At 48.8% G+C, this 20,214-nt stretch carries 16 protein-coding genes; 7 read left to right on the top strand and 9 right to left on the bottom strand.

Annotated features, from left to right (window positions below; genetic code table 11):
• Positions 1–18: 18 nt before the first annotated feature.
• Positions 19–423: an OsmC family protein gene (locus tag EJV45_RS12890; RefSeq protein WP_129716094.1), complete on the bottom strand. Its 405-nt coding sequence runs from the start codon at positions 421–423 to the stop codon at positions 19–21.
• Positions 424–599: 176 nt separating this feature from the next.
• On the opposite strand from EJV45_RS12890, the gene lipA reads away from it, so the two are divergent.
• From lipA to EJV45_RS12875, 3 genes are read left to right on the top strand one after another with little or no spacing between them, the layout of a single operon-like run.
• On the top strand, positions 600–1,490 hold the full coding sequence (lipA, locus tag EJV45_RS12885) for a lipoyl synthase (protein ID WP_129716093.1): 891 nt from the start codon (positions 600–602) through the stop codon (positions 1,488–1,490).
• A gap of 49 nt (positions 1,491–1,539) precedes the next feature.
• Positions 1,540–2,091 (top strand): RNA polymerase sigma factor, encoded by a 552-nt coding sequence (locus EJV45_RS12880; RefSeq protein WP_129716092.1) that lies wholly within the window; start codon positions 1,540–1,542, stop codon positions 2,089–2,091.
• Positions 2,092–2,114: 23 nt separating this feature from the next.
• Complete coding sequence (locus EJV45_RS12875; protein WP_165305058.1) at positions 2,115–2,960, top strand: anti-sigma factor domain-containing protein; 846 nt, start codon at positions 2,115–2,117, stop codon at positions 2,958–2,960.
• A gap of 6 nt (positions 2,961–2,966) precedes the next feature.
• Here EJV45_RS12875 and EJV45_RS12870 read toward each other — a convergent pair whose 3' ends face one another.
• Complete coding sequence (locus EJV45_RS12870) at positions 2,967–4,454, bottom strand: NAD(P)H-hydrate dehydratase (RefSeq protein ID WP_129716090.1); 1,488 nt, start codon at positions 4,452–4,454, stop codon at positions 2,967–2,969.
• Positions 4,455–4,562: 108 nt separating this feature from the next.
• Between EJV45_RS12870 and EJV45_RS12865 the strand changes: the two genes are divergently transcribed.
• Complete coding sequence (locus EJV45_RS12865) at positions 4,563–6,476, top strand: beta-N-acetylhexosaminidase (protein ID WP_129716089.1); 1,914 nt, start codon at positions 4,563–4,565, stop codon at positions 6,474–6,476.
• Between the two features lie 64 nt (positions 6,477–6,540).
• Here the strand turns inward: EJV45_RS12865 and uvrA are convergent, their stop codons facing one another.
• Together uvrA and EJV45_RS12855 are read right to left on the bottom strand one after the other, a co-directional pair.
• Positions 6,541–9,384, bottom strand: a complete 2,844-nt coding sequence (uvrA, locus tag EJV45_RS12860) for an excinuclease ABC subunit UvrA (protein ID WP_129716088.1) — start codon at positions 9,382–9,384, stop codon at positions 6,541–6,543.
• 199 nt (positions 9,385–9,583) lie between these two features.
• Positions 9,584–10,279, bottom strand: coding sequence for a lytic transglycosylase domain-containing protein (locus EJV45_RS12855; protein ID WP_370291368.1), 696 nt, complete (start codon positions 10,277–10,279; stop codon positions 9,584–9,586).
• Positions 10,280–10,573: 294 nt separating this feature from the next.
• Here EJV45_RS12855 and EJV45_RS12850 point away from each other — a divergent pair, with 294 nt between their 5' ends.
• Both EJV45_RS12850 and EJV45_RS12845 read left to right on the top strand, forming a co-directional pair.
• The gene (locus EJV45_RS12850; protein ID WP_129716086.1) at positions 10,574–12,097 is read left to right on the top strand and encodes a pseudouridine synthase; all 1,524 of its coding nucleotides are present in this window, start codon (positions 10,574–10,576) and stop codon (positions 12,095–12,097) included.
• 74 nt (positions 12,098–12,171) lie between these two features.
• Positions 12,172–13,287: a lactonase family protein gene (locus EJV45_RS12845; RefSeq protein ID WP_129716085.1), complete on the top strand. Its 1,116-nt coding sequence runs from the start codon at positions 12,172–12,174 to the stop codon at positions 13,285–13,287.
• On the opposite strand, the gene bshA is transcribed toward EJV45_RS12845, so the two are convergent.
• The 3 genes from bshA to tilS all read right to left on the bottom strand — a co-directional run bounded on the left by bshA (position 13,284) and on the right by tilS (position 16,381).
• Positions 13,284–14,435, bottom strand: a complete 1,152-nt coding sequence (gene bshA, locus EJV45_RS12840) for an N-acetyl-alpha-D-glucosaminyl L-malate synthase BshA (protein WP_129716084.1) — start codon at positions 14,433–14,435, stop codon at positions 13,284–13,286. The two genes, EJV45_RS12845 and bshA, sit on opposite strands and share 4 nt — an antisense overlap.
• A gap of 136 nt (positions 14,436–14,571) precedes the next feature.
• Complete coding sequence (locus EJV45_RS12835) at positions 14,572–15,054, bottom strand: hypothetical protein (RefSeq protein WP_129716083.1); 483 nt, start codon at positions 15,052–15,054, stop codon at positions 14,572–14,574.
• A complete protein-coding gene (tilS, locus tag EJV45_RS12830; RefSeq protein ID WP_129716082.1) occupies positions 15,044–16,381 on the bottom strand; it encodes a tRNA lysidine(34) synthetase TilS in 1,338 nt (445 codons plus the stop codon). Before tilS ends, EJV45_RS12835 begins: the two co-directional genes overlap by 11 nt.
• Positions 16,382–16,433: 52 nt before the next feature.
• Between tilS and EJV45_RS12825 the strand changes: the two genes are divergently transcribed.
• Entirely contained in the window at positions 16,434–18,785 is a 2,352-nt protein-coding gene (locus tag EJV45_RS12825; protein ID WP_240755282.1) for an OstA-like protein, read from the top strand.
• A gap of 39 nt (positions 18,786–18,824) precedes the next feature.
• Here the strand turns inward: EJV45_RS12825 and rdgB are convergent, their stop codons facing one another.
• Both rdgB and EJV45_RS12815 read right to left on the bottom strand, forming a co-directional pair.
• A complete protein-coding gene (gene rdgB / locus EJV45_RS12820) occupies positions 18,825–19,406 on the bottom strand; it encodes an RdgB/HAM1 family non-canonical purine NTP pyrophosphatase (RefSeq protein WP_129716081.1) in 582 nt (193 codons plus the stop codon).
• Positions 19,403–20,059, bottom strand: a complete 657-nt coding sequence (locus EJV45_RS12815) for a hypothetical protein (RefSeq protein WP_129716080.1) — start codon at positions 20,057–20,059, stop codon at positions 19,403–19,405. The genes rdgB and EJV45_RS12815 overlap by 4 nt, the downstream gene beginning before the upstream one ends.
• Positions 20,060–20,214: the final 155 nt, after the last annotated feature.

The raw sequence follows: 20,214 nt of genomic DNA, 5'->3' as shown, positions 1-20,214 counted from the left end.
AATCCTAAAAATGACGGACTAATAATTAAAGCTTATCGTTTTCTGGATGTCAGGATGTAAACTATATGCAACCGGGCAGGTTTTTGCCGAATTTTCAATAATCGAACGTTGTTTCTGGCTATACTCCTGTGCATGAAAATGCAATTCGATGGTAATGCCTGTTACCCTTCTCGGCTGTTCGCCCATAATTTTTGTTACCTCGGCAGTAGCACCGTCAATACTAAAACCGTGTTCGTTTGCCGCAATACCAATGATGGTCAGCATGCAGTTACCAAGCGACGTTGCCAGCAGGTCGGTAGGTGAAAAGGCTTCGCCCTTGCCCTTGTTATCAACCGGAGCATCTGTTAAAATTTCATTACCCGATTTCAGGTGTACGGACGTGGTGCGGAGACCGCCGTTATAGGTTATTTTTGAGGTTGCCATAGATCAGCTATTTTCCACAAGGTTACGTTTTCTGAATGAAATTTTGCAATCCGGCATCAAAACTGAAGTTCATATGAAAAAGGTAAAGCTCCTGCCCTGCCGGCCAGGCCATCTTCTTACACGCCATAGACAGTAGCCGCTTCGCAGATTTGTTTTCTATTCTTTACCTTTGCTGTATGATTGAATTGCCTGTAGTTCCCGCGGTTGAGGTAAAGAGAAAACCAGACTGGCTTCGCGTTAAGCTACCTGTTGGTAAGGAATATGCTCAGGTTCGAAACCTGGTTGATACACACAAGCTGCATACCATTTGCGAAAGCGGCAATTGTCCAAACATGGGCGAATGCTGGGGTGCGGGCACGGCAACGTTCATGATTCTTGGTAATATCTGTACCCGCTCCTGTTCATTCTGCGCGGTTGCCACCGGCCGGCCCCTTGCCGTCGATGCCGGCGAGCCAAACCGGGTTGCAGATTCGGTCAGACTAATGGGTGTCAAACATTGCGTAATTACTTCAGTAGACCGTGATGACCTGAAAGATGGCGGCTCAATCATCTGGGCCGAAACACTGCAGGCCATTCGTCGGGAAAGTCCTGAAACAACGCTTGAAACACTGATTCCCGACTTCAAGGGTCAGTGGGATAATTTGTATCGCGTGTTGGCAGAACGTCCGGAGGTTGTTTCGCACAATATGGAAACCGTACGCCGGCTAACCAGGCAGGTACGCATTCAGGCAAAATATGACCGGAGCCTCGAATGTCTGAAAAGGATCTCTGAGCATAAGCTGCGTACCAAAACAGGTATCATGCTTGGGCTTGGGGAAACAGAAGACGACGTCTTTGAAGCAATGGATGACCTTGTGGCCAATGGCGTGCACATCCTGACACTGGGACAGTACCTGCAGCCAACAAAAAATCACCACCCTGTGGTAGACTGGATCCACCCCGATCAGTTTGCAAAATATAAAGAAGTTGGTCTTGCAAAAGGCCTGAAATACGTAGAAAGCGGTCCGCTCGTGCGGTCTTCTTATCATGCAGAAAAACATTTGTTCGATCTGTCGCTGATCGGCTAAAAACAAAGGTTCCTTTTTGGTGTTTAATTCATTATCTTAGCCCACTAGAGTGACCTCACAAAAAAAAACACCTATATCTGAACCTGAACTGGTTCTTGCGCTTCAACGCAAGGATCCGGTTATTTTGAAGCGACTTTACCAAATGTATTCAGGTGCACTTTATGGTGTCATTTCGCGTATCGTTACTCAAACCGAGATTGCAGAGGACCTTCTGCAGGAAACATTTGTGAAGATCTGGCACTCTGTAGACAGTTACGATTCATCGAAAGGAAGGCTTTTTACGTGGATGATGAATATCGCGCGTAACCTCAGCATAGATAAGTTACGTTCTAAAGATTTTAAGAACGCTTCGAAAAACCAGGACATTGAAAATAACGTAAGTGTTATCGACAGGGAAAACAACGTAAGTTTTAATCCGGATACACTTGGCATGAAAGACCTGATCGGCAGTTTAAAACCCGATCTGCAAAAGGTACTTGAACTCGTTTATTTTAAAGGATATACGCATGTTGAGGTTTCAGAAGCCTTAGAATTACCCTTGGGTACGGTCAAGACCCGGATACGCTTGGCCATTATGGAATTGAGAAAGAACTTTAATTAGCAGTGGAAGATATCAGATCATATTTGGAATCAGGAATTCTCGAGCTGTATGCGCTGGGTGAACTTTCACCCGAAGAAGCCATACAGGTCGAGGAACTCGCTGCGAAGCATAAGGAGATCGCCGATGAGATTGCCGCGATTGAACTTGCGCTCGAACGGTACGCGCTAGCAAACGCCGTTGAACCTGATGCTGATGTGCAGCAACGATTGTTTTCCAGTTTAAACCTAACCGTATCTCCCGGTATTATTGAGGAGCCGGAACCTTCTGTATCTTCAGCTGCGCCCGCAACACCTGTTGTCCAGCTTGAAACGCATTCTGGCAAAGTTCGCAGACTGCAGTTTTCGCTCGCAGCAGCCGTGGCCCTGCTGGTGTTAAGTGTTGGCGCACTGTTCTACACGTATAATGAACTTAATGTTGCCCGGGACCAGATAGCCGGCCTCAGCCAGCAGAACCAGCAATACACGCGCAATGCCGGTTACATACAAAAAAGCAACGAGGAGCTTAAAGAAATGCTCAGTATGAGCGCAGATGCGAATTGGGCGGCTGTTAAGCTTGCCGGTACAGCGAAAACTCCCGATGCTAAAATGATGCTTTACTGGAATAAAAAGAGCAAAGCAGTGATGGTGAACAATGCCAACCTGGCGCTTCCAAAAACCGACAAAGCTCATCAGTATCAGTTATGGGCCCTTGTTAACGGCAAACCGGTCGATCTTGGTGTCTTTGACGCAGGCGCTGATACCAGCAGCATGATGATCAGGATGAAAGAAATCGAGACAGCCCAGGCATTCGCGGTTACACTCGAGCCTGCCGGCGGAAGCAAAAACCCGACACTCGAACAGATGGTCGTAATGGGCGCAGTATCGATCTGATCAGTTTTACAGCAGACTTTTTAACTCAAGCGGAATGCGGGCTGCTACCGCAGATGCCGACACCACGAACTGGTCTTTTGCCAGGGTGGATCCGGCGGAGCCGTGCACATAACAACCTATTTTACAGGCTTCTGCAGTTGGATAACCCTGAGCCAGAAATGCCGTCAGGATACCGGTAAGCACATCGCCCATTCCACCCTGCGCCATCGCCGGATCGCCTGTCGGGTTTACGAAAATATGGCCCTGTCCGCCTACAATAAAAGTATATTGATTTTTAAGTACGATATGCAGTCCGTATCTGACTGCAGCTTCCTTTGCACGGTCCAGGCGCTGTGACCAACTGTCGGAAACACCAAAAAGCCGGTCGAATTCTTTCATATGCGGTGTAAGCACGCTGCCCGGAGCCAAACGTTCCACCCAATGTTTCTCCGCAAGGATATTGAGCGCATCGGCGTCGAGAAGAAGCGGCCTGCCTGTTTCCAGGAGGCTGTCAATCTTGCTGACCGCTTTAGCGTCGGTTCCCATGCCGGGACCGGCCGCAATGGCGGCGAATCGTTCCAACTGTCCGGCCTCAAACAGACTGTGGTCTGTCATAGCCATCACTTCCGGCAACGCCGCGTTCAATGCTGTCAGGCCCTGCTCCGGGATGGCCAGCGTGGTAAGTCCGGCGCCTGCGTTCAGACAGCCGCTGGCCGCAAGAAGCGCCGCGCCCATGGTAGCCGGACTGCCCGCTATAAGCAAAGCATGCCCATAGGTTCCTTTGTGCGTAAATGGCAGGCGGGGCTTTAACAGCGCTTTGATATCTGTTGCCTCCAGAAGATACATATCGGTGGGTTGCGCTTCGATAAAACTTTCATCAAGGCCAATATCGAGTACAGTAAATCCGATTTGGGCATGTGCAGACTCCGGCATAAAGAAACTACGTTTCGGCCTTTGAAATGTGAAGGTTTGCTGCGCACGGATGCAGGTATACGCGCCTGCAAAAGGCTGTTCAGCAGAAAGGCCGCTTGGAATATCAACCGCATAGACCCGGGCGCTCATCGCATTGATCCGCCCGGCCAGCCAGGCGTAGCCACCGCTAAGTGGCCTGTTCAGTCCGGAGCCAAAAATTGCGTCAATGACAACAGTAGCGGGCTCAGAGAAATCTGCAGATTGATCCTTTATCCATACCGGTTCAATGCCTGCCTGCCGTAAGCGTATCAGATTTTCGCTGAAGTCGGGGCTTTCCCCGCCGGTAAATGCCGCAATACTGACCTGTACCTGTGGGTAGCCCTCTGCTTTCAACAGCCGTGCAATGGCCAGACCGTCGCCGCCGTTGTTGCCCTGACCCGCAAATATATGAATGCTGATCTTCCTGTCGGGTTCACAATGAACAAAGGCTTCTGCAAAAGCGCGCGAGGCTTCTTCCATGAGCGTCAGTGAGGAAATCGAGCGCTGACTGATTGTATGTTCATCGGCTTGTCGCATTTGCGCTGCCGTCAGGATTGTCTGCATAAAACAAAGGTATAGTTATCCAAAGTTCCGGTAGCGGCAAAATGTTTTACCGCGGGCGAATCAGAATATAATTTAATAAATTGCAGGCTTATGCTTAAACACATCAACATGAAACAACTTACCTGTCTCCTGCTGGCTTTGGCGTTCTCCCTCTCTCTGGCAGCACAACAGCGATCTGCGAACGTAAATCTCATTCCCGAGCCGGTATCCCTTGTAAAAAACGGCGGGCACTTTGCGCTCCCGCAGCAGGTTACCATACAATGTGCAGCGGTACCCGAGCTAAAAATAGCTACCGATCTCCTGAAGGAAAAGATAGGAGCGGCAACCGGCAGTTTCGTGAACCAGGTAACACACAGTGATAAGACACCGGCTATTCGTTTTGTGCTCCTTGCCAAGAAAGACGAAACGCTGGGCGCTGAAGGTTACCAGTTAAGCGTTACCCCGCAGCAGATTCTGATCCGCGCGAATGAAGCTAACGGCATCTTTTACGGAGTACAGACGCTGCTACAGTTGTTCCCGGCAGAAATTGAAAGTAAAGAGAAGGTTGCCGGCGTAAAATGGCATGTACCCTGTCTGGAAATTACCGATTACCCCCGATTGGGATGGCGTGGACTCATGTTCGATGTTGCCCGGCACTTTTTTACGAAAGATGAAGTGAAACAATATATCGATGCTATGGTTCGGTATAAATTCAACCTCCTGCATCTGCACCTTACAGATGATGAAGGCTGGCGGATTGAAATAAAGGGTCTGCCCAAGCTAACTGAAGTCGGCGCATGGAATGTAAAAAAAGTTGGCACTTTCGGCAATTTTACGCCGCCGGCAGCGAACGAACCGCGCAACTATGGCGGCTTTTATACCCAGGATGACATTCGTGAACTTGTACAATATGCAAAGGAACGATTCGTAAACATTTTACCAGAAGTTGATGTACCGGGGCACAGTCTGGCGGCGATTGCGTCGTACCCTGAGCTATCCTGCACACCCGGCGCTGAAAATTACAAAGTGCGCTCCGGCGAACAGATTATGGACTGGTCGCGCGGTGCCCCGCCTATCGCTTTGCTTGACAACACGCTGTGCCCGGCAAATGAGAAGGTTTATACATTTTTAGATACCGTTATTACCCAGATTGCGAAACTCTTTCCGTTTGAATACATTCACCTCGGCGGTGATGAAGCACCGCATAATTTTTGGGAAAAAAATGAGCAGGTTAAGCAACTCATGAAACGTGAAGGTCTTAAGACAATTCCACAGGTACAGGCTTATTTCGAAAAACGGGTTGAGCAGATTGTGATCTCTAAGGGTAAAAAATTTATGGGTTGGGACGAGATCCTCGAAGGCGGCGTATCGCCTACTGCGGCCGTGATGAGCTGGCGCGGTATGAAGTACGGCATCGAGGCGGCAAAGGCCGGCCACAATGTAGTGATGAGCCCCACTGAATTTGCTTATATCGACTACATGCAGGCAGATGAGGCAACCGAACCGCGTGTTTATGCCAGCCTGAGGTTAAATAAAAGTTACCAGTTTAATCCTGTTCCGGCGGGTGTAAACCCGAAATATATTATCGGCGCGCAGGCCAACCTTTGGACTGAGCAGATCTACAATATCCGCCAGGCCGAGTACATGACGTGGCCCCGGGGTTTTGCTATCGCGGAGTCAGCATGGTCACCGGCAGACAAAAAAGAATGGAATGACTTTGTAAGCCGTACCGAAGACCATTTTAAGCGCCTGGACCTGGCAGAAACCAAATATTCTCCGGCGATTTATGACCCGGCGATCCGGGTACGGCGGGCGGCAGATAAATCGCTTTCTGTAGAACTTACGCCGGAAATCCAGGGACTTGATATTTACTACAGCTTCGATAATTCAACGCCCGACCGTTTTTATCCGAAATACACCGCACCGGTAGCAGTGCCAAAAGATGCTTCGCTCCTGCGGGTCGTCTCATATCGCGGTAAAGAACAGGTAGGCCGCCTGATCAGCATTCCCGTAAGCGATCTTGGCAAGCGGGTTGGCAAGTAAACAAATAAAGAAGCCGGTTTCATTTGGAACCGGCTTCTCTGTTATTTGAGTGTTGCGCCTGCGGCTAACCCTCCATCTCTTTCTTCAGGAATTTGCCTGTCAGACTGATTGGGTTTTGGATGAGTCCCTCCGGTGTGCCTTCGAAGATAATTCTTCCGCCCCCGGCACCGCCTTCTTCTCCCAGGTCAATTACCCAGTCAGCAACCTTAACGACATCCAGGTTATGTTCGATGACAAGAACCGTATTGCCGCGATCTACGAGTTCGTCGAGCACGCCGAGCAGCACCCTGATATCTTCAAAGTGGAGACCCGTTGTAGGTTCATCAAGAATGTAAAAGGTCTTTCCGGTATCTTTTTTTGAAAGTTCGGTAGCCAGTTTAACCCGTTGCGCTTCGCCACCCGAGAGGGTAACAGATGATTGGCCCAAGGTAATGTAACCCAAACCAACATCTTTGAGGGTCCGGATTTTTCTGTAGATGGCGGGTATATGCTCGAAAAACTCAACGGCATCTTCAATGCTCATATCGAGTACATCACTGATCGACTTACCCCGGTAACGAACCTCAAGGGTTTCACGGTTGTATCGTTTGCCCGAGCATTCCTCACAGGGAACCTGCACATCAGGCAGAAAATTCATTTCTATGACCTTCATGCCGGCACCCTGGCAGGTCTCGCAGCGGCCACCCTTTACATTAAAAGAGAACCGACCTGGTTTATACCCCCTGATCTTAGCTTCAGGGAGCTGAACAAACAGGTTGCGGATATCTGAAAACACGCCAGTATAAGTTGATGGGTTCGATCTTGGCGTCCGGCCAATAGGCGTCTGGTCAATCTCGATCACCTTGTCGATCTCCTTCAGGCCAGTTACCTTTTCATAAGGCAGCGGCGTCTTCTTTGCCCTGAAAAAATGATGGTTCAGAATCGGGTAAAGCGTTTCTGTGATCAGACTGGATTTACCACTCCCCGACACGCCGGTAACAGCAATAAATTTACCGAGGGGGAAATCTACCGATACCTCTTTCAGGTTATGGCCGGTTGCTTTGATGATAGAAAGTTTGTGTCCATTTCCTTTTCGGCGCTTTGCCGGAACCGGGATTTCCTTCCGCCCGTTCAGGTAGGCCGCCGTCAGCGTATCAGACTTCAAAATATCTGCGGGCCGACCCTGTGCAACCACGGTACCCCCATGCAGACCGGCGGCAGGCCCCACATCAATCACATAGTCTGCCTCCAGGATCATATCTTTATCATGTTCTACAACGAGAACGGTGTTCCCCAGATCACGGAGGTCCTTTAAGGCCCGGATCAGGCGCTCATTATCACGCTGGTGAAGACCGATGCTCGGCTCATCAAGAATGTACATGACGTTCATCAGTTGTGAACCAATTTGCGTAGCCAGGCGGATACGCTGCGCTTCTCCCCCCGACAGCGTCCGCGATGTACGGTCGAGCGTGAGATATGTCAGGCCAACATCAGTCAGAAAACCGATTCTTGCACGGATCTCTTTTAAGATTTCCCTTGCAATTGTATTTTGACGATCTGAAAGCTGCGGTTCGACATTGGCGAACCAGGCTTTGAGCTCGCTGATATCGACTGAAGCCAGCTCAAAGATGTTTTTACCGGCCACCTTAAAGTGAAGACTTTCCTGTTTAAGGCGCGCACCATTACATTCCGGACAGGTTTTCAGTTTCCTGAAGGCATCCATATCATCAGTAATACCTTCAGAACGGCGTTCCTGTTGTTCTTCCAGCGTCTTGATGATTCCGTCAAAAGTGATGCTATAGTTCTGAACGTTCCATTTGTTGTATTCTACCGGAACGCTCAACAGGTCCGGACTGCCATTCAAAATGATATCAACTGCCTCTTCGCTAAGCTTCTCTATGGGTGTGGAAAGCGAAAAGTTGTACTTTTTACCCAGGGCTTTGAGCACCTGAAACATAAATGTGTCCCTGTATTCGCCAAGGGGCGCAAGACCGCCGTTTATAATGCTCAGCTTGGGATTTGGAATGACAGACTCCCGGTCTACGACGGTAATGTAACCCAAACCACTACACCGCTCGCAGGCTCCATAAGGGGAGTTGAACGAAAAACTGTTTGGCTGCGGCTCATCATACGAGATCCCTGTTGTTGGGCACATCAGAAACTTACTGAAATGAGATACATTGTCATCTTTATCTGTGATCTTGATAACGCCCTTACCCATTTTCATTGCCGTTTGTACCGAATCCAGTAAACGTTTACGGTCTTTGCGGTCTACAAGCAGCCGGTCTATCACCACTTCAATATCGTGGATCTTGTAACGGTCTACCTGCATTTTCGGACCAATATCCTTGATCTCGCCGTCAACCCGGACCTTCACATACCCCTGTTTCCTGATCTGCTCAAACAGTTCACGATAATGGCCTTTTCTTCCTTTTACAACCGGCGCCAAAATGTTGACCGGTACTGAATCATATTTTTTGAAAATGGTTTCAATGATCTGATCTTCAGACATACGTTCCATCTTCTCGCCGGTGTTGTACGAAAACGCATCTGCAACACGCGCAAACAACAGACGCATAAAATCATAGATCTCTGTAATGGTACCGACGGTAGAACGCGGGTTTTTGCTCGTCGTTTTTTGCTCGATAGCAATAACCGGACTAAGGCCGGAAACCTTATCGACATCCGGTCTTTCCATGCCACCCATAAACTGCCGGGAATAGGCACTGAAAGTTTCCATGTAGCGGCGCTGGCCCTCAGCATAGATCGTATCAAATGCGAGCGAGGATTTGCCGCTTCCGCTTAACCCGGTTACAACCACCAGCTGGTTCCTTGGAAAACTGACATCAATATTTTTAAGGTTATGCACCCGGGCACCATACACCTCCACATCCTTTTGCTCGCCCAGATCGACGTTGTCTTTGCTCATATATTAAGTTGAAAATCAATGCCGGCAGGCGGCATTTTCCAGCACAAAAATGCTAAAAATTTTATCAAAAGAAAAGCCGGAATCTTTTGTTGATGTTGAACAAACAAACCTGGCGGTTGTTTTGCCGCCAGATCTGCTTACAAGCAAAAAAGGACATCCCGAAGGATATCCTTTTACCAAATGCTCGTTTTGTAATATCTTAATTGTTGTTCATGGCCAGCAGTGATTTGCCTTTATCATAACCATATTTGACGGGATCTTCAAGAATCTGTTTCATGGAGATCAGCTTATATACATACGCTCCCGTCTCGCGGTTAAGGCGCATTTTGTAATAGTTGTCCTGGTTTTGCCTGTGAATCTGCCGCATCAACCTTACATCGCCAACATTATACGCAGCGGCAACCAATGTCCAGCTGTCAAAAATTCCATAAAGTTCGCGTATATATCTGCAGGCTGCAACGGTAGACTTGCGCAGGTTGTGGCGTTCATCAACATGGCGATTTACCTTGAGGCCATAGTTACGGGCTGTTTGCGGCATAAACTGCCAGATGCCCGCTGCCCCTTTGGGTGAGATCCCTACTTTAAGACCCGATTCTACCAGGGCAATATATTTAAAATCGTTTGGTATTCCGTATGCCGCCAATATAGGCTCAATAACCGGAAACCACTTTGCTGCCTGCACATGCAATAAGTTTGTCTGCAGTTTTCCGTAGGCATGAGCAGATAACGTTTTCCTTAATTTCTTTTCTACCCTCCGGTCGCCCGCCGGGAGGTTCTCATCTGCAAAACTGAACTGGGCAATGTAAGGCCTTGCCGGCGCCTTTTTTACCACCCTCGCAGTGGCTTTCTTAGTGATTTTTTCTTCCTTCGGAAGCGGTTTTTTTGCTTGGGGCATTTGGTAAGCGAACACTTTTGCCATGATCAACAACGCTAAAATTATTGAACATATTAACAGGTGTTTCTTTATCATTTTCCTCCCTTTTTTGGTGAACAATTTAAAAACGGCAACAAATGTACGATATATATATCTAATTATCAAACAGTTACAAAAATAAGCCTCAGAATCACGGTTTAAAGTGCCGTGAAGGCCGATTTTAGAAACACAGAATCGGGCGGATTTACCTTCGGCGTAAGCACTTTTTTTTGTAAATTTGCTGTTGCATATTTTTATGCATTTACATCTTAACACATGAGTAGTCAGAACAAGAGGAACAGTCGGGATGACAAGTCCGGATCGGATCGCCCAAGATCCGAAAACAAGCGGGGAAGGAACACAGAAAACAGTGCAGACAGGAAACCCGCCGGCAACCGTGCAGCAAGGCCCGAGAGACCGGGTAGCCTGAGCGGAGCCAGAAAAAAACCAGCAGGATCAGGAGATGAACGCGGCTTCGGCGGCAGAGGCCCGGCAAAACGGAGCGGAGATAACGGATCAGAAAGAGATTTTCAATCAAAAGGTCGTGGTTATGGTGCCAGCGGCGGCCGTAGCTTTGCAGCGAAGCACGATCGCGGCGACCGCCCTGAACGTTCAGAGCGTTCAGCGCCCAGCAACCGCAAGCCATACAGCAACCGCGATGACCGCTCAGCGTCGTCGCGTGGAGAGCGTGGAGAGCGTTCAGAGCGCGGAGAGCGTTCAGACCGTACAGAGCGCAGCGACCGCAAGCCATACAGCAACCGCAACGACCGCTCAACCACACCGCGTGGAGAGCGTGGAGAGCGTTCAGAGCGTTCAGAACGCGGAGAACGGCCGGACCGTACGCCACGCACAGAGAGACCGGGCAGGTCAGCAGACCGCAGTGAACGGCCGTCATGGTCAGATCGCTCCGAACGGCCGCAACGCGCTTCAGATGCCGGCAGATCATCACGCGGAAGAGGAAACGACACGGAACGTGAATTTTCAGACAGCAGGCCTTTCAGAAAGCGCGAAACCTCAGCCCGGAAACCTTCGGCAAAAAGAGATACAACCGATACACCTGTACGCAGAACTGCAGCCGATGACGGGCTTATTCGTCTGAATCGCTACATAGCCAATTCAGGAATCTGCTCGCGCCGTAAAGCAGACGAATTGATCGAAGCTGGCGTGGTTATGGTAAACGGCATTGTGATCAGCGAACTTGGTCATAAGGTCGACCCTTCAAAAGATGAGATCCGCTACAACGGTGAACTTTTGAAGCGCGAGAAAAAAGTATACGTGCTGCTCAACAAACCAAAAGATTATATTACAACTACCGAAGACCCTCAGGAACGGAGAACCGTGATGGCCCTGGTCGATAAGGCCAGTAAAGAACGTATCTATCCGGTAGGAAGGCTTGACCGCAATACCACCGGCTTGCTGCTCATGACGAATGATGGCGACCTGGCCGACAAACTTTCACACCCGAAAAATGGTGTAACAAAAATCTACCAGGTAGAGCTCAACAAAAATTTAACCCAGGGCGATATGAACAAAATTGCTTTTGGCCTGGAACTGGAAGATGGCATAATCAAGCCGGACAGTGTATCTTACGTAACCGGCGGATCAAAAAAGGAGATCGGTATCCAGATACACAGTGGTAAAAATCGTATTGTAAGAAGAATATTTGAACATCTTGGTTACGAAGTTGTTAAACTTGACCGGGTTGTATATGCGAATCTGACAAAAAAAGATCTTCCGCGGGGACGGTGGCGTTACCTGGAGGAGCATGAATTGATTCAGATTAAACACCTGATCAAATAAAGAAACGCGTTGTGCTGAAGATGGCCCGGCAGGTGCCGGGCCTTATTTTTTTTAAAAAATTAAAATATTTTGAGATGAAAAGGCTTTTTTATGTGTTACTCGTTATTATGACGGCAACAGAAGCATCGGCACAACAGTTTAATCTCCTCATCGGCACCTATACCTCCGGCGGCAAGAGCGAAGGCATCTATTCATATCGCTTTACCGCGGCTAAAGATTCGTTCTCCTATGTCAGGCAGGGTGTTACCAAAATCTCTGACCCGAGTTTCCTGTCTGTATCGCCTGATGCGCGGTTTGTTTATGCTGTAACTGAACAAGACGATGCGAAAAGCGCAGTGAGCGCCTTCCGTTTTGACAAGCATGACGGAACGCTGGCTTTTGTAAACCGGCAGAGAACAGAAGGCGCCGCACCATGTTTCGTCACTTCAGACAGGCAGAACGTCATGACCGCCAATTACGGCGGCGGCAGTATTTCACTGTTCGGTATTGAGGAAAATGGCCAGCTGTCACCGCTCAAACAGCAAATACAACATACCGGAAAAAGCATCGATGCAAAGAAAAGACAGGAAAGCGCACATGTGCACATGGTACAGCTGAGTCCTGACAAAAAATTCCTGATCTGCACCGATCTCGGCGAGGATCATATCTATATCTATAACTATGATAAATCTGCCGCAAGACCCCTATCAATCAAGTCTGTGGTAAGAACAACGGCAGGGACAGGACCGAGGCACTTTACATTTAGTCCGAACGGAAAGTTCGCCTATCTTGTTCATGAATTCAACGGCAGCATTTCTGCTTTCCGGTATCGCAACGGTGAGTTGAGCCTTTTGCAACAGATTACTACGATACCTGCAGGCTTCAAGGGAAATGTTGATGCGGCAGATATACACATTTCGCCGGACGGTAAATTTCTTTACGAAACAAACCGAGGTGATGCGAATACCATCAGCGTCTTTGCTGTCGGCACAGACGGACGGCTTTCTTTTGTACAACGGATTCCTACAAAGGGAAAGGGACCACGAAATTTTGCAATCGACCCAACAGGAAATTACGTGCTGGTGGCACACCAGTATACCAATAACATTGTAATTTTCAAGCGTGACAAGACAACGGGAAGGCTTTCAGACACAAAATCACAGATTAAAGTCGGCTCGCCGGTTTGCCTTGTGTTTACACCGGTTCGTTAGGCGTTTATCTGTGCTCCTGAATTAGCCTTTTCTAATATCTCTGTGTAGTAATTGATGTACAGCGGCAGGATCTGCTTCAGATCAAAATCTTTGGCCCTGGTAAGTGCGTTGTTTTTAAATGTAGCCAGCACATCGTCATCCTGCAGGATATGAATCGCGTTAGCGGCCATACCGTCTACATCCCCAACATCATTCAGAAAGCCTGAGAAACCTTCCACGTTCAGTTCCGGCAATCCGCCCGCGTTCGAAGAAATTACCGGCACCTTGCAGGCCATCGCCTCAAGTGCAGCTAAACCAAAGCTTTCAGACTCTGACGGGATAAGGAAAAGGTCTGAAACGGACAGTATCTCTTCAACTGCATCCTGTTTACCCAGGAACCGCACATGATCGCCGATCTGCAGACTGCGGCAGAGCTGCTCATTGTAAGCACGCTCAGGACCATCCCCTACCATAAGTAGTTTTGATGGAATGACCTGCTGCACTTTCTGAAAAGTGCGTATCACATCATCAGTGCGCTTCACCTTTCTAAAATTCGAGGTGTGAATGAGGATACGCTCGTTGTTGGGTGCAATTGCTTTTTTAAAGTGGTCTTTCGCCTGCAGGCTGAAGCGCCTGAAGTCAATAAAGTTTGGAATGACGCGGATATCTTTTTTGATCTCAAAATGGCTGTAAGTATCCTCTTTCAGATCTGTTGAGACTGTCGTAACACCATCAGACTGGTTGATTGAAAATGTGACCACGGGTTTGTAGGTCGGGTCCTTTCCAACCAGCGTAATATCAGTTCCATGCAGCGTAGTTACAACCGGGATGCGAATGCCATAACTGGCCAGGATCTGTTTGGCCATAAAAGCCGACGATGCATGCGGAATGGCATAATGCACATGCAGCAGATCCAGATTTTCAAACCTCACAACATCTACCAGTTTGCTTGCCAGAGCCGATTCATACGGTGCATAATCAAACAGGGGGTAATCCCGTACCGAAACTTCGTGGTAAAATAGGTTGGCAGAGAAAAAATCGAGCCTTGCGGGCTGGCTATAGGTAATGAAATGAACCTGGTGTCCTTCTTCTGCGAGGGCTTTGCCCAGTTCTGTCGCCACTACACCGCTTCCACCAAAGGTGGGATAACAAACAATACCTATCTTCATGAACAGGAATCTATGGAAAATTGCCTTGATTAGCTCCCGGAGAGCCGCTCGCTGCTTTGTTAACTGATGTACAAAGAAAGAGGCTTTCGGTGAATATTGTGTTAAGCGATTGCAATTATTTACGGCTGCCGCCGGATCAGCGGGCCATCTCCTCGCGTATCACGAGATAGAGCTCATTGGGACGTTGCGTACCAATGTAATACTCAAGGCCATCGCGGTCTGTAAGAACTACCGCATCTTTGCCTGAGGCGTAGAACCGGATGCTGCCCTTGCGGTGCAGGTTATAGACCGGATTATTAAAGAGATAGGAGCTATACTGGTCTTTTCTGACATTGACAATCCCGGCCAGGTCAATTTTTACCTTTTTCGCTGTCCACAGGCCATCAAGAATAACGCTTTTATTGTGTACAATTATTTTATACTGGATCAGAAAAAGCAGGATGATGGAGACACCGATAATACCAAAGCCCACTACCAGGAATAGATCCTGTGTACGGTCACGGTCGCGCTCGTAAACGTAAGCGGCAAAACAGAACGCGGCCATAACCAGGCGTATACAGATTCGTATGTAGTCCCTGCCTATGTACTGTTTTTCGTGGTATGCGTATTTACCTTCCAACTGGTTTGATTTTGAATTCGAATATACTAACTTTTTTGGTGCCCGGCCCTATTTTATAACGCTCGTCCAGCCGCATTCCGGCAATCCAGACTATATCTCCATTGCCGTTAACGAGCAGCGGAACCCTCCCCTTTTCGGCTACATTCAGTTTCTGTCCGATAAAAAAGTCGCTCAGTTTTTTAAAACCTTTCATGCCAAGCGGCATGAAACGATCGCCCTCCTGCCAGTACCGGATAGTCAGGGGGTAAATAAGTAAGTTTGTGTCTACGCAGGCCACATGCTTTGAACGGGGTAGCCCGGCCACATCCTGCTCCAGTTGGTTTATAGACCACAGGAGTGTCTCCAATGATTCGCCGCGCTTTAATTTAGCACTGAATGGGTTCTCCCGCTCAAGTTCATCAATGATCAGATATTCGCGGTCCTTGATCAGCCTGTGCGTATGACTAAAAAACTGTCTGCCGCTAGGGGCGTTAAGCACGCTGATGATCCTGGTTACAGCCTCCTCATGAAAACCAAAAGGCCTGAGTAATCCGAAAAGAAGCAGCTCCTGCGGGAACAGGTCTTTGACGTCGCGGATTGGAATTTTTTGCTTGTTCCCGGGCACAAGCAACCTGGCCTGAAGATCAGAAATACTTTTGTCAACAAGCTGTCCGGCCTGAAGCATACGTACAGCGTTGGCAGCGAATGTATGTTCAAGAGAAGGGTTGATCTGCCGGAGCAAGGGCAGAACTTCGTGACGGATTTTGTTTCGCTGGTATTTCGTTTCAGCGTTTGAGCTGTCTTCCACCCAGCCGATGGCCGCTGTAGTGACAAGCCGGTCAATTTCTGCGGCCGTCAAGAACAATAATGGACGTATCAGCCTGCCGTTTTTTGGCAGAATACCATGCAGACCTGCAATGCCTGTACCCCGCAGCTGGTTAATCAGAACGGTCTCAACCAGATCGGTTTGGTGTTGTGCAAGCGCAATATAATCGTATCCGCCGGCCAGGCGCTCCTCTTCAAACCACTGATAACGAAGTTCGCGCGCAGCCATTTGAATAGAAATTCGCTGCTTGTCTGCATATGTACGGGTATTGAAATGTCTTACATGCAGGGGCACGTCGAATCCGGCTGCCAGTTCGCGTACAAACTGTTCGTCGCGATCTGATTCCGCACCGCGCAAACCAAAATTACAATGGGCAATTCCGAAGGCAACTCCGGCTTCTCTGAAGAGATGGGCCATGAACACCGAATCTTTTCCGCCGCTTACGGCAAGGAGGATGCGCTCGCCGGATGTGAAAAGCTGGTTTGAGGTTATAAACTCCCGTAAAGCGCTGAGCGGAAACATGCCTCAAAAATATTTAATTTAAAATGGCCCCGCAAACAACTAACTTTGTAGGGTGAAAAAGCTGTGTTTTCTGCTCTGCCTGATCTTGTTGCCGGGAATGCTCCTCGCGCAGAGCAAATCGCCCGTTCAGTTAACAAGTTATACCGTTATCAATGGTGTTCCGAAACAGGATCTTGTGCGCCTTGGAAAACCCACATTCAGGCAGGACAACGCCATCTTAAGTGCAGACAGCGCACACTTTTACCAGGAACGCAACGTATTCGAGGCCTTTGGCAATGTGCACATCAATCAGGCCGATACCGTGAACATTTTTTCAGACCGGCTTCACTATGATGGCAATAAAAAGCAGGCACACTTAACGAACAATGTAAGGCTGGTACAAAGGGAGTCGGTTCTGACGACCAATGTGCTTGACTACAACATGGTCAGTAAAATTGGCACCTATACCAATGGCGGAAAAATCGTTAACAAAGACGTAACGGTTACCAGCAGAAATGGTTATTACTTTGCTGCCTCAAACGATTCTTATTTCAGGTATAACGTTCTGGTCAAGACGCCGCAGAGCACAATTACCTCAGATACCATGCGGTACAACACGCAGAGCAAGTGGACTTATTTTTATGGTCCGACCAACATCAAAGGCAAAGATGATAACCTTTATACGGAAAACGGGCTTTATAATACGCTCACAGAAAAAGCTTTCTTCGGAAAAAAAAATCTTTACAAAAACGGCAGCAAGTCGCTGAAAGGCGATAGTCTTACCTGGGACGGCAGGCTTGGTTACGGCAAAGCAATGGGAAATATCTTTTTCCGCGATACGACCGACAAAACACTGCTTCGCGGCGAAGTTGGCGAATATTTCAAGAAGACCGAACGAACGCTCGTTACGAAAAATGCGTATTTCGGAATTGAAACATCAGACTCTGTAAAAACGGGTAACAAGATGACCCTTGATAGCCTTTGGATGGGCGCAGACACGCTCGAAACGCAAATGGTGCTGCAAAAAACCTTACGGTTGCTGCCCAAGATTTCGGTCAGGGCGAATAACGAACTCGATTTTGAAGAGCGCGGGGAAGAAACGTTACCTGACAGTACGGCAAACGTACCGGCAGCACCGGCAGCCGGGCAGGCTGAAGCGGCTGTACAGGCAGCTGTTGTGGCCGCAGCAAACGAAAAGAAGACAGCGACCCCTGTAAAAGAAACCGCGGCAGAGCGGCGGCGAAAACGGCGTGCAGAAAAAAGTGGAGAAACGGCGGTTTCACCACCGCCCAACCAGGGCCGGGAAAAAATTGCCACAGCACAGGCTGATTCACTTAAACTGGCGAACGCTGTAGCTGACAGCGCCGGCATTGCAAAAAAGACAGATAGCCTGGTCAGGAAAGGGGGAACATTCAAAACAGATTCTCTTGTTAAGCGGGCAGATACCCGTACAAAAGCCGAGATCAGAAAAGCCGGGAGAGCGACAAAAGCAGTCGCAACAGCGGCCAGGCCCGCAGTCAAACCGAAAGTTACAACACCGGCTTCTCCGCTCGACACACTGCGGACCCGTGTAATCAGTGCTTACCACAACGTCAGGGTTTATAAAAGTGATATTCAGGCCAAGGCCGACTCGCTTTTTTATACCAGTGCTGACTCGACGCTTCGCTGCTTTCAGAATCCTATTCTTTGGTCGCAGGGTTCCCAGCAAACCGGCGACACGATCAACATCCAGTTCGTGAATAAAAAAATCAATTCCGTTCAGGTGATTCAGTCCGCGTTTTTGGTCAATACGCCACAGGATTCGTTGAAATTTAACCAGATAAAGGGCAAGGTTCTTACCGGCTTTTTCAACAAGGGCAAATTAAACACGCTTTTTGTGGACGGCAACGCTGAAAGTATCTATTATACGCAGGACGACAGCACCAAAGCGTACAAGGAGATGAACCAAACGGTTGGGAGCCGGCTTAAGATTTCCTTTCTTGACAACGAGATCAACAAAATCGTCAATATCAAAAAGCCTGAAGGTGTTCTTTATCCGGCAGAAGACCTGCCTAAAGAACCGTTTCTGAAAGGATTTATCTGGAAACCGGAAGATCGCCCGCGGTCAAAGTTTGATGCCATCCGGCCGCGGAAGAAAACAGTTGCCAAGGCTGCTGCGGCAAAGAAACCGGCGGCGAAAAACATCGCGAAAAAGACGGTTGCCACCAATATACCCACACCAAAAAAGACGGTTACCACACCGGTGGCCCAGCAGCCTGCGGCAAACAGAACCCAGGGCCAGACCGGATCAACGGCAGATACGCTGACAAGGCGCCGCCTTCCGAACCTGATCCCGGATACGACAGGCAGAACCGAACCGCCTATTGTACGGCCGGGAAATGTGATCAGGAAACAGGCAGACAGCGTTCGGCGCAGGAATCAATAAGCAGCTTGCAAATTACTGCCGGGTCGTATTTTTGAGGCGCTATTGACCTGAGCGTAAAAAAGAGATCAGCTTCTCCATAGCCTTTGCGCGGTGGCTGATGCTGTTTTTTTGTTGCGTATCCATTTCCGCAAAAGTACAGTCATAACCCTCGGGCTGAAAGACCGGATCATAGCCAAATCCCTGCTGGCCCGCCGGCTCAGTCCGGATTGTTCCGCCTGCAATTCCCTCAAAGCAGTGTATTTCATCGTTGCGGATAAGGCAGATAACAGTTCGAAATTGCGCACGCCGGTCGGTAATGCCCTGCATATTTTCAAGCAGCAGCTTAACATTGGCAGCATCGCCGGCGCCACCCGCATAGCGGGCCGAGAACACACCCGGTTCATTATTCAGGGCAAAGACCTCCAGGCCGCTGTCATCAGAAAAACAGTCAAGCTGAAAGTTCTCCTTTACAAAGCTGCTTTTCAACAAGGCATTCCCGCTGAAGGTATCGGCGGTTTCGGGGATATCTGTCTCACAGCCAATATCTTTAAGGTTCAAAACCTCAAACGCATCGCCCAGATAGGCACGCACCTCAGCGGTCTTGTGATTATTATTTGTAGCAAAAACAAGTTTGGTTTTCATGAAGAGAAGTTAAGCTTTTGAAGGGTACCCCAAAGTTCTTTCTTTGCAGTGTTGTCTCCGTTCAGCGCGTCCAGCTCGGCAGTCAGTACGATCCCGTGTCCCAGTACCTGGCTGTGCTGATGAAGTGTTTGCGCCGGTATCTGCAAGGCATCGGCGGTTACGCCAAAAACAAGGAACTGGCAGTTCGCAAAAAATGATGCATAATCAGCGAACACCGCTTCGGGATGCCGGGCATGGTTGACCAGCGCAAAATCATTACCTGACAGGTTTACCGACTTGACAATTTTACGCAACAGTTCCCGACCGGCTTCGGTGCTTACATCGTTGACCGGATCATTAACCAGGATGACAACGTTCCGCGCATTTCTGCCAACAAATGGAAAACTGCGGGGCTCAGCCTTCTCTGTCGCCGGCAGGGCCTTCCCGGTAACCGGCATAGCCGGAACGCTGGACTGCGCTAACACTTCCGGCACCGCGATGACGGGTTGGGCAGCAGGAGCCGGCACTGTTTCAGCCGGCACTGCCGAAGCAGCATCTGCCGGGGTTGTCGCGGATGCGATTGCAGGCGCTGCGGCAGGGTCTTCTACCACAAAAATTTCTTCCGTAAAAAACAGTGCCAGTGCGGCAGGATCGGTACTTAACTGGGTTTCCATGAACAAAAAACGGTAGCTATTTTTTCTGTTAAAATTAGTTAAATATCTCCGATAGCGATCCGATATTCTTACTTTTATATTTTCCGCATGCTGTAAGTTAAGCGCTGAGCGCAGATTAGGAAATGACCATCTGTCAGTTGCAGAATTAGTTGTAA

Source organism: Pedobacter sp. SYP-B3415 (genome assembly GCF_004138205.1).
In the GTDB taxonomy this organism is placed as follows: Bacteria; Bacteroidota; Bacteroidia; order Sphingobacteriales; family Sphingobacteriaceae; genus Pedobacter.
Note: the sequence above shows the minus strand (reverse complement) of the source record. Positions and strands in the feature narration are given on the sequence as shown.